The sequence below is a fragment of the Herbaspirillum sp. FG34 genome, from assembly GCF_057809315.1.
This window is the reverse complement of sequence record NZ_JBMDJS010000008.1, coordinates 47,624-57,857: the sequence shown is the minus strand read 5'-3', so window position 1 is coordinate 57,857 and position 10,234 is coordinate 47,624. Positions and strand designations below refer to the sequence as shown.

Annotated in this window: 8 protein-coding genes; 7 read left to right on the top strand and 1 reads right to left on the bottom strand. The window is 62.2% G+C overall.

The genetic code is table 11. From position 1 onward, the window contains the following. Window positions 1-2 precede the first annotated feature (2 nt). The 5 genes from ACODSZ_RS12065 to lpxC all read left to right on the top strand — a co-directional run bounded on the left by ACODSZ_RS12065 (window position 3) and on the right by lpxC (window position 5,364). Window positions 3-773: a cell division protein FtsQ/DivIB gene (locus ACODSZ_RS12065; RefSeq protein WP_008334542.1), complete on the top strand. Its 771-nt coding sequence runs from the start codon at window positions 3-5 to the stop codon at window positions 771-773. Window positions 774-783: 10 nt separating this feature from the next. Next, window positions 784-2,016 carry a cell division protein FtsA gene (gene ftsA / locus ACODSZ_RS12060; protein WP_008334543.1) on the top strand — a complete coding sequence of 411 codons (1,233 nt, stop codon included), beginning with the start codon at window positions 784-786 and terminating at the stop codon, window positions 2,014-2,016. A 324-nt stretch (window positions 2,017-2,340) separates the two neighbouring features. Then, complete coding sequence (gene ftsZ, locus ACODSZ_RS12055) at window positions 2,341-3,531, top strand: cell division protein FtsZ (protein WP_008334544.1); 1,191 nt, start codon at window positions 2,341-2,343, stop codon at window positions 3,529-3,531. Window positions 3,532-3,725: 194 nt separating this feature from the next. Next, window positions 3,726-4,232: a peroxiredoxin gene (locus ACODSZ_RS12050; RefSeq protein ID WP_175342922.1), complete on the top strand. Its 507-nt coding sequence runs from the start codon at window positions 3,726-3,728 to the stop codon at window positions 4,230-4,232. Window positions 4,233-4,428: 196 nt separating this feature from the next. Continuing rightward, window positions 4,429-5,364, top strand: a complete 936-nt coding sequence (gene lpxC, locus ACODSZ_RS12045; protein ID WP_008334548.1) for a UDP-3-O-acyl-N-acetylglucosamine deacetylase — start codon at window positions 4,429-4,431, stop codon at window positions 5,362-5,364. A 116-nt stretch (window positions 5,365-5,480) separates the two neighbouring features. On the opposite strand, the gene ACODSZ_RS12040 is transcribed toward lpxC, so the two are convergent. Beyond that, window positions 5,481-6,035, bottom strand: a complete 555-nt coding sequence (locus ACODSZ_RS12040) for a DciA family protein (RefSeq protein ID WP_175342921.1) — start codon at window positions 6,033-6,035, stop codon at window positions 5,481-5,483. A 53-nt stretch (window positions 6,036-6,088) separates the two neighbouring features. Between ACODSZ_RS12040 and ACODSZ_RS12035 the strand changes: the two genes are divergently transcribed. Both ACODSZ_RS12035 and secA read left to right on the top strand, forming a co-directional pair. Beyond that, entirely contained in the window at window positions 6,089-7,066 is a 978-nt protein-coding gene (locus ACODSZ_RS12035) for a M23 family metallopeptidase (protein ID WP_008334553.1), read from the top strand. Between the two features lie 299 nt (window positions 7,067-7,365). Further along, window positions 7,366-10,122, top strand: coding sequence for a preprotein translocase subunit SecA (secA, locus tag ACODSZ_RS12030; RefSeq protein WP_175342920.1), 2,757 nt, complete (start codon window positions 7,366-7,368; stop codon window positions 10,120-10,122). Window positions 10,123-10,234: the final 112 nt, after the last annotated feature.

Here is a 10,234-nt window from a genome sequence, read left to right as displayed (position 1 = left end):
CGATGTGGCAGGACGTCAAGATGCTCAACGCCATCAGCAGTGCGCTTTTTGCGCTGGTGCTGCTGGCCCTGGTGGCATCGGGTTTGTGGTGGGTGGCGCAGCGGCCGATGTTTACGCTGCACACGATACGCATCGAATCAGCCAGCGATATGCCGCTGGAGAAGGTCAATGCCTTGACGGTGCGGGCCACTGCGGTGCCGCGCATCCATGGCAATTTCTTCACGGCCGACCTGACGGCGGTGCGCGCGGCCTTCGAAGCCGTGCCCTGGGTGCGCAAGGCCATGGTGCGGCGTGAATGGCCGGACCGGCTGGTGGTGAAGATCGAGGAACACAAGGCCCTGGGTACCTGGGGCGAAGATGGCAAGTTGTTGTCGCAGAAGGGTGACGTGTTCACCGCCAACCTGGCCGAGGCCGAGGATGACGGTGAGCTGCTGGAGTTCGATGGCCCCCCCGGCAGCGAGAAGCAGGTGGTGGCGCGACTGGCCTTGTTCCGTCAGTGGTTCGCGCCCATCAAGCTGGAGCCGGAGTCGGTGGTGCTGTCGAACCGCTATGCCTGGACCGTACGGCTGGACAATGGCATGACGGTCGAGCTGGGCCGCGAGCAGGGCGATGCGATATTGAAGGAACGGGTGGCGCGGCTGGTGGCGGCATATCCGCAGCTGATGGAACGATTGCAGGGAAAGATAGAAAGCGTCGACCTGCGCTATCCCAACGGGATGGCCTTGAAGGCGGATGGCCTGGTGCTGGCGGCAATGAACGGGAAAAAGAAATAAGCGGAACGCTATGACAAAAGACGCAAAAAATCTGATCGTCGGTCTGGACATCGGCACCTCGAAAGTGGTGGCGGTGGTGGCCGAGGTGCTGCCCGATGGCCGCCATGAAGTGATCGGGCTGGGGCAGTCCGAATCCAAGGGGCTCAAGAAGGGCGTGGTCGTCAACATCGAGGCCACCGTCGAATCGATACAGCGCGCCCTGGAAGAAGCCGAGCTGATGGCCGACTGCAAGATCCGCAATGTCTACACGGGCATCGCCGGCAGTCACATCCGCAGCTTCAATTCCAGCGGCATGGTCGCCATCAAGGACAAGGAAGTGACCGCCGCCGACGTCTCGCGCGTGATCGAGACCGCCAAGGCCGTCAACATCCCGACCGACCAGCAGCTGCTGCACACGGTCCCGCAGGAATTCATCGTCGACAACCAGGAAGACGTGCGCGAGCCCATCGGCATGAGCGGTATCCGCCTGGAAGTGAAGGTGCACATCGTCACCGGTGCGGTTTCCGCCGTGCAGAACATCGTCAAGTGCGTGCGCCGTTGCGGTCTGGAAGTCTCCGACCTGATCCTGCAACCGATGGCCTCGGCCGATTCGGTGCTGACCACGGATGAGCGCGAACTGGGCGTGGTGCTGGTCGACATCGGTGGCGGCACCACCGATGTGGCGGTCTTCACCGAAGGCGCGATCCGTCATACCGCGGTGATCCCGATTGCCGGTGACCAGATCACCAACGACATCGCCATGGCCCTGCGCACCCCCACGCTGGAAGCCGAAGAGATCAAGCTGCGCTATGGCGTGGCCAAGCAGATCCTGGCCGATCCGACCGAGACGCTGGAAGTGCCCGGCCTGGGCGACCGCAATCCGCGCACCCTGTCGCGCCAGGCGCTGGCCGCCGTCATCGAGCCGCGCGTCGAAGAGCTGTTTGCGCTGGTGCATCAGGTGGTGCGCGAGTCGGGTTATGAAGAGGTGCTGTCCTCGGGCATCGTGCTCACCGGTGGCTCGGCAATGATGCCGGGCATGACCGAACTGGCCGAAGACATCTTCCTGAAACCGGCGCGCCTGGGCACGCCCGAATACAGCGGCCAGCTGGCTGACGTGGTACGCAGCCCGCGCTACTCGACCGTATTGGGCCTGCTGCAGGAAGCCAAGAAACAGTATCTGCGCGGCTACATCGTGACCCGCCAGGAAGGTTCGGTCAAGGCGGTCTGGCAGCGCATGAAGGAGTGGTTCCTCGGCAATTTCTGAACCCTTCGCGAAGGCCGTCGCGTGCGGCCATCGATGAATGCTTCAGGATGTAAAAGCATTGGTTGTTGCTGGCGGTTCAGTTGTAGGGTTCTGGCAGTAAAAAAATGATGAAGACCGCAGCAAATTTGCAGCAGGGTTTTCTTGGAATAGCGGTATCAAGGCATCATTCGCAGTATTCGCAGTATTCGCAGCATTGGCAGTACGGCATTAGAAGAAACAACAGGGAATCAAGTACATAGACAGCAGTGATCAGTTGCTAGTCGTCACACCGCGTGATGCCTATCAACTGCCAGCTGCAGGACACATATATTTTAAGGAGTCATCATGGAAATCGATATGGTCGACAATGCGACGCTGGGTACGATCATCAAGGTCGTGGGCGTTGGCGGTGCTGGCGGCAATGCCGTGCAGCACATGATTAACAAGGGTGTGTCCGGCGTCGAATTCATCGCCGCCAACACGGATGCCCAGGCACTGAAGCAATCCAAGGCGCACAACGTCATCCAGATCGGCGACACCGGTCTGGGCGCCGGCATGCAGCCCGACGTCGGTCGTCGGCTGGCCGAGGAAACCCGGGCCCGCATCGAAGACTCCCTGCGCGGCGCGCACATGGTCTTCATCGCCGCCGGCATGGGCGGCGGCACCGGCACCGGCGCTGCTCCGGTGGTGGCGCAGGTGGCCAAGTCGCTGGGCGCACTGACGGTGGCCGTGGTCTCCAAGCCCTTCTCCTACGAAGGCCAGAAGTGCATGGACATCGCCGATGCCGGACTGGAAGAGCTGACCCAGCACGTCGATTCGCTGATCATCATCCTCAATGAAAAACTGGAAGAGATCTACGAAGACGACAGCATGATCGAATGGCTGTCTCACGCCGATGACGTGTTGAACAATGCGGTGGCCGGTATCGCCGAAATCATCAACGTGCCCGGCCACATCAACGTCGACTTCAACGACGTCAAGACCATCATGGGCGAGCAGGGCAAGGCCATGATGGGCACCGCTACCGCTGCCGGTGTCGACCGCGCCCGCGTGGCCGCCGAGCAGGCCGTGGCTTCGCCGCTGCTCGATGGCATCGATTTGTCCGGCGCGCGCGGCGTGCTGGTCAACGTCACTGCCAGCCGCGGCCTCAAGGGCAAGGAAATCAAGGAAGTCATGGCCACCGTGCGCGCCTTCGCCGCACCGGACGCCTCGATTGCCCAGGGCATCGCCTACGATGACAGCATGGGTGACGAGATCCGCGTGACCGTCGTGGCCACCGGCCTGGGCCGTGCCCGCAAGGCCGTGCAACTGGTGCAGACCCCGGTCATGCGCACCGGTACCCACAACGAGCCGATGATGGCCGTCGGTGGCGCCATGCCGCAAGGTACGGCACAACCGGCCGGTGCCACTTTCGGTGGTTTGAAGGCCCCGGCCGTGTGGCGTCGCGAGTCGGCTTCGGACACCGTGCGCGCCCTGGAAAAGAACGGCATGGAAACCTACGACATCCCGGCCTTCCTGCGCAAGCAGGCGGACTGATCGTCGTTGTCGAGGAGCGGTCGGCGGCTTCAAAGCAGGCCGGCCGGTTCCAAGGCATACTAACGCCGCGCCACGTGCGCGGCGTTTTTTCGTGCGCAGCGTGCCGGCAATTCATCTGCTGAATCGATCAATCGCGGCAGAGGCATCTGTTTCACCAATTAATTCACAGTCCTACAACCAGACGAGGAAACACCATGACCATCAAGATCGGCGACCGCCTGCCCGAAGGCACCCTGACCGAATTCATCGAGACCGAAACCGAAGGCTGCAGCCTGGGGCCCAATGCCTTCAAGGTGTCGGACCTGGTCAAGGGCAAGAAGATCGCCCTGTTCGCACTGCCCGGCGCCTTCACCCCGACCTGTTCGGCCAAGCACGTGCCGGGCTACATCGCCCTGGCCGACCAGTTCAAGGCCAAGGGTGTGGATGAGATCTGGTGCCTCTCGGTCAACGACGCCTTCGTCATGGGCGCCTGGGGCCGCGACCAGAAGGCCACCGGCATCGTGCGCATGTTCGGTGACGGCAGCGCCACCTTCACCAAGGCCCTGGGCATGGAATTCGACCTGACCGAACGCAACATGGGGGTGCGCTCGCAGCGCTATTCCATGCTGCTCGACGACGGCGTGGTCAAGCAACTGAACCTGGAAGCCCCGGGCAAGTTCGAAGTCTCCAACGCCGAAACCCTGCTGGCCCAGCTGGGCTGATGCGTCCGGGGAACTCCCCGGCCAGGCAGTGAGCGCAAGACGGCATGCTGCGGCATGCCGTTTTTCCTGGGGGAAAGATATTCATCGATCTGATTGCTCAATCCCCCCGCCGTTGCCTGTTTTACAGATAGGAACGATTTGCAACAAAGCCGTACCATACGGGGCGGGGCCGGGGCATCTTGGCTATAATGACCGGATGTTGAAACAGCGCACAATCAAGAATCTGGTCAAGACCACGGGCGTGGGCCTGCACTCCGGCACCAAGGTCGAGCTGACCCTGCGTCCGGCGGCAGCCGATACCGGCATCCTGTTTCGCCGCGTGGATCTGGACCCGGTGGTCGAGCTGCCGATGATCGCCACCGGCGTGGGCGATACCCGCATGGCATCGACCCTGACCAAGGATGGCGCCAAGGTGTCCACCGTCGAGCACCTGCTGTCGGCCTGCGCCGGCCTGGGCATCGACAATCTCATCATCGATCTGACCGCCGAAGAAATCCCCATCATGGATGGCTCGGCTTCGTCCTTTGTCTTCCTGCTGCAGCAGGCTGGCCTGCAGGAGCAGAACGCGCCCAAGAAATTCATCCGCGTGAAAAAGCCCGTGGAAGTGCGTGAAGGCAGCGGCGACAAGGAAAAATGGGCGCGTCTTGAACCGTACGACGGTTTCCGCCTGAAGTTCTTCATCGAATTCAATCACCCGGCCGTGGACGGCACCGGGCAGGTGGCCGAGGTCGATTTCGGCATCGACTCCTACGTCAAGGAAATCGCCCGCGCGCGCACCTTCGGTTTCATGCAGGATGTGGAAACCCTGCGCGGCATGGGCCTGGCCCGTGGCGGTTCCTTCGAGAACGCCATCGTCATGGATGAGTACCGCATCCTCAATGCCGACGGCCTGCGCTACGACAACGAGTTCGTGCGCCACAAGATCCTGGATGCCATCGGCGACCTGTACATCATCGGCCATCCGCTGCTGGCCAGCTACGATGCCCACAAGTCCGGCCACGGCCTGAACAATCTGCTGTTGCGTGAACTGCTCTCGCAACCGGATGCCTATGAAATCGTCAGTTTCGACCAGCTCGACCAGGCACCGCAGACCTATGTGATGCAGGCCCAGCAGGAGTGGGCACTGAACTGACCGATCCCCGCATCGACCCCATGAACGAACGCCCCGGCCTGGACCGGGGCGTTTGGTTTTCTGGCGATCTGACGAAAGAAATCTCGTAAATTTTTTATAAGGATTTCGTCAAGCGGCTATTTTCCCTCGGGAAATGGCGGATCTTCGCCTGCCTGTTTGGCCAATATGCGCTGGTCGCGGCGGCGTATCATGGCGTCGATGGCTTCCTTCAAGCCTTGGCTGCGCGGGTCGCGCGCCAGCGTACTGCTGAGTTCGGCAAAGGAGGAGAGGGCGTTTTCGGTCAGTTCCAGCACCCGTTTGGGCGCTGGGGGAGGGGCCGTCCGGCCAACTTGCACTTTGATTCGGATTGAATTAACCTGCCATCCGTCCTTCAGCAGGCGGTCCTGCAGCTTCGGGGTTTGCTGCTTCAACCGTGCCGCCAGCGCTGCATTGGGCGCGCTCATGACCAGCACGCCAGCTTCAAACTGCAAGATCTGACACGCGGCAAACATCGCCGGCAAGCTCGCGGCGACCGACTGCTGCAGCGTGCCCATGCGAGCCAGGGCGGGCAAGAGCGCCGCCATCGTCGAATTCGACCGCAAGAAATCCGCGGCTCCCTTCGTGCTCTTCGCCATGCGTTGGGCGCTCGTGGGAGCGGGCCGATAAGGGGTAAACGTAGATGGGACCTTCATCTTTAAACCTTATCACATCCGGTGTCTGACCGGCCGGAGACCAAGGAGCAAAGATGCAAATTATCCTGCTGCACCCCCGCTTTACCAAAGCCCGGTCTGTCACCCTCGGGACCCGGCACCTGCTGCTGATGATGTTGCTGCTGGTGGTGCTGATCGCCGCTTCCTCGCTGGGGATCACCTACTTCCTGATCAACAAGGCCACCGATCCGGATGCCGCGCCCATGCTGCACAAGCTGGCCGTCTCGATGAGCCAGGAAGAAGATGGCCGCAACGAGAAATTCCTCAAGGAAAACCTCGCCATGATGGCCGTGAAGGTCGGCGAGATGCAGGCCCAGATGATGCGTCTGGATGCCCTGGGCGAGCGGGTGCAGGGCCTGGCCGGCATCCGCCCCGAGGAATTCAACTTCAAGGAGTCACCCGGTCGCGGCGGCGCCGAAGTCTCCAGCCTGGCCGGACCCGGCCGCGACGTCGGCATGGACGAGCTGCGCCGCATGCTCGACACCCTGGCCGTGGACGCCGGTCACCGCACCGACTACCTCAACGCCGTCGAATCCACCCTGATGGGCGACAAGATCAAGTCGCGCCTGTTGCCGACCAATCAACCGGTCAACGTGGCCTACAACTCGTCGAGTTTCGGCTGGCGCCTGGACCCCTTCACCGGCCACAACGCCTTCCACGAGGGCCTGGACTTCCCGGCCCCGGTGGGCACCCCCATCGTGGCCGCCGCCGCCGGGGTGGTGATCGCCTCCGAATATCATTACCAGTTTGGCAACATGCTGGAAATCGACCACGGCAACAACATCATCACCCGCTACGCCCACGCCTCGCGGCTGTACGTGAAGGTGGGCGACATCGTCAAACGCGGTCAGCGCGTGGCCGATGTGGGTTCGACCGGGCGTTCGACCGGGGCGCACCTGCATTTCGAGGTACGTATCCGGGGCGTGGCCCAGGATCCGCGCAAGTTCCTGGCCTTGGGCGCCACCGGCGGCAACCAGCCCAAGCAGTTGCCGGTCTTCGTGGCGGGGCGCTAGGCCGGACGGGTGTTTCCGGCCAGGCGAGCCGTCTGCAGGCCGCATTCCCGGCAAATTGCTGCATGCCGGGCAAGCGCAATATGGCGATTTCTGCCAAATTGCGTCCCCCCATTGAAACCTTGCAAACACGCCCGATCTAAAGCGAATGCTGTGCGTGGCCGCCCCGGCGAGCCAATGCCTTCGGCCTGCGTGCTAGAATCCATGGTTTATTTTCGGGCGTTATCGGCTGGAATCCCGCGAGCCGGGAGCCCAACGTCATTCTGCCGGATCGTTCATCGGCGCTTTTATAGAATCCAAGCATGTCATTCCTGACCAAGATTTTCGGCAGCCGTAACCAGCGACTGCTCAAACAATATCAAAAAATCGTCCGCCAGATTAATGCGCTGGAGCCGTCGGTCGAGAAGCTGAGCGACGCCGAACTGCAAGCCAAGACGCCCGAATTCAAGCAACGCATCGCCGGCGGCGAGGCGCTGGACGCGATCCTGCCGGAAGCCTTCGCGGTCTGCCGTGAAGCTTCCCGTCGCGTACTCAAGATGCGCCACTTTGACGTTCAGCTCATCGGCGGCATGGCGCTGCACTTCGGCAAGATCGCCGAAATGCGCACCGGTGAAGGCAAGACCCTGATGGCAACCCTGCCGGCCTACCTCAATGCCCTGGCCGGCAAGGGTGTCCACGTGGTGACCGTCAACGACTACCTGGCCCAGCGCGATGCCGAAGACATGGGTCGCCTCTACAGCTGGCTGGGCCTGACCACCGGCGTGAACCTGTCGCAGATGGAACACGACGTCAAGCAGGAAGCCTACGCCGCCGACATCACCTACGGTACCAACAACGAGTTCGGTTTCGACTACCTGCGCGACAACATGGTCTTCGACGCCGATGACCGCGTGCAGCGCGCCCTGAACTTCGCCATCGTCGACGAAGTGGACTCGATCCTGATCGACGAAGCGCGTACCCCGCTGATCATCTCCGGCCAGGCCGAGAACCACACCGAGCTGTATCACAAGATCAACGCCGTACCGCCGCTGCTGACCCTGCAGATCGGCGAAGAAACCCCGGACGGCAAGGGCAAGATCGAAGTCCCCGGCGACTACACCAAGGACGAGAAGAGCCACCAGGTCCTGCTGACCGAAGCCGGTCACGACAAGGCCGAGGAAATCCTCACCCAGATGGGCCTGCTGCCCGAAGGCGCCTCGCTTTATGATGCCGCCAACATCACCCTGATCCACCATCTGTATGCCGCCCTGCGTGCACACACCCTGTATCACCGCGACCAGCACTACGTGGTGCAGAACGGTGAAGTGGTGATCGTCGACGAATTCACCGGTCGCCTGATGACGGGCCGTCGCTGGTCCGACGGCCTGCACCAGGCCGTCGAAGCCAAGGAAGGCGTGAAGATCCAGAACGAGAACCAGACCCTGGCCTCGATCACCTTCCAGAACTACTTCCGCATGTATGCCAAGCTGTCCGGCATGACCGGTACGGCCGATACCGAAGCCTACGAATTCCAGGAAATCTATCACCTGGAAACCGTGGTGATCCCGCCCAACCGTCCCAATGCCCGCAAGGACCGCCAGGACCAGGTCTACAAGACCGCGCAAGAGAAGTACATGGCCATGGTCAAGGACATCCAGGACTGCTACGAGCGCGGCCAGCCCGTGCTGGTGGGCACCACCTCGATCGAGAATTCGGAACTGCTCTCGGGCATCCTGACCAAGTCCAAGCTGCCGCACAATGTCTTGAACGCCAAGCAGCACGCGCGTGAAGCGGAGATCGTGGCGCAGGCCGGCCGTCCCAAGATGATCACCATTGCCACCAACATGGCCGGTCGCGGTACCGACATCGTGCTGGGCGGCAACGTGGGCAAGCAGATCCAGCTGATCGAAGCCGACGAGTCCCTGTCGGAGGCCGACAAGGCCGCCAAGTCGCAGCAGCTGCGCGATGAATGGCAGTCCCTGCACGACCACGTGGTCAATGCCGGCGGCCTGCACATCATCGGCACCGAGCGTCACGAATCGCGCCGCGTGGACAACCAGCTGCGTGGCCGTTCGGGCCGCCAGGGCGATCCGGGTTCCTCGCGCTTCTACCTGTCGCTGGACGATGCGCTCTTGCGCATCTTCGCCGGCGACCGCGTGCGCGCCATCATGGACCGCCTGAAGATGCCCGAAGGCGAACCGATCGAAGCCGGCATCGTGAGCCGCTCCATCGAGTCGGCCCAGCGCAAGGTGGAAGCCCGCAACTTCGACATCCGCAAGCAATTGCTGGAATACGACGACGTCGCCAACGACCAGCGCAAGGTCATCTACCAGCAGCGCAACGAGTTGCTGGAGTCGGTCGAGATGGCCGAGATGATCGCCTCCCTGCGCGAAGGTGTCTTCACCGACCTGTTCCGCCAGTACGTGCCGGCCGAGTCGATGGAAGAGCAGTGGGATATCCCCGGCCTGCAAGCGGTGCTCAACAACGAATGGCAGCTCGAGGTCGATCTGGAAGCCCTGCTCAAGGACGAGCCCGACATGGCCGACGACGAGCTGCTGGAACGCCTGCTCACCGCCGCCAAGGATGCCTACGAATCCAAGGTGGCCGTGGTTGGCGTGGAGGCCTTCGCCGGCTTCGAGCGCAGCGTCATGCTGCAGAGCATCGACAACCACTGGCGCGAACACCTGGCCGCGCTGGATCACCTGCGCCAGGGCATCCACCTGCGCGGCTATGCGCAGAAGAACCCCAAGCAGGAATACAAGCGCGAAGCGTTTGAGCTGTTCGCCCAGATGCTGGACCTGATCAAGAACGAAGTCATCAAGGTCGTCATGACCGTGCGCATCCAGAGCCGCGAAGAAATCGAGGCGGCCGAGGAAAGCATGTCCGGTGGCTCGCCCATCAACGTCAACTACCAGCACGCCGACTTCGACCCCGAAGCCGCACCGGAAGAACTGCTGGCACCGACCGCGCAGGCCGGGTCCGAGGACGATGGTTCGGAATACCCCAAGGTCGGCCGCAACGATCCCTGCCCCTGCGGCAGCGGCAAGAAGTACAAGCAGTGCCACGGCAAGCTGGCCTGAACCAGAGTCCCCGGTTCGGCCGCAAACTGGCCAGATGTGAAGAGGCTGTCCACCCAAGCGGGTGGGCGGCCTTTTTTACATCCTGCAGGTGAAGGCTTCTGCAAAATTGCCC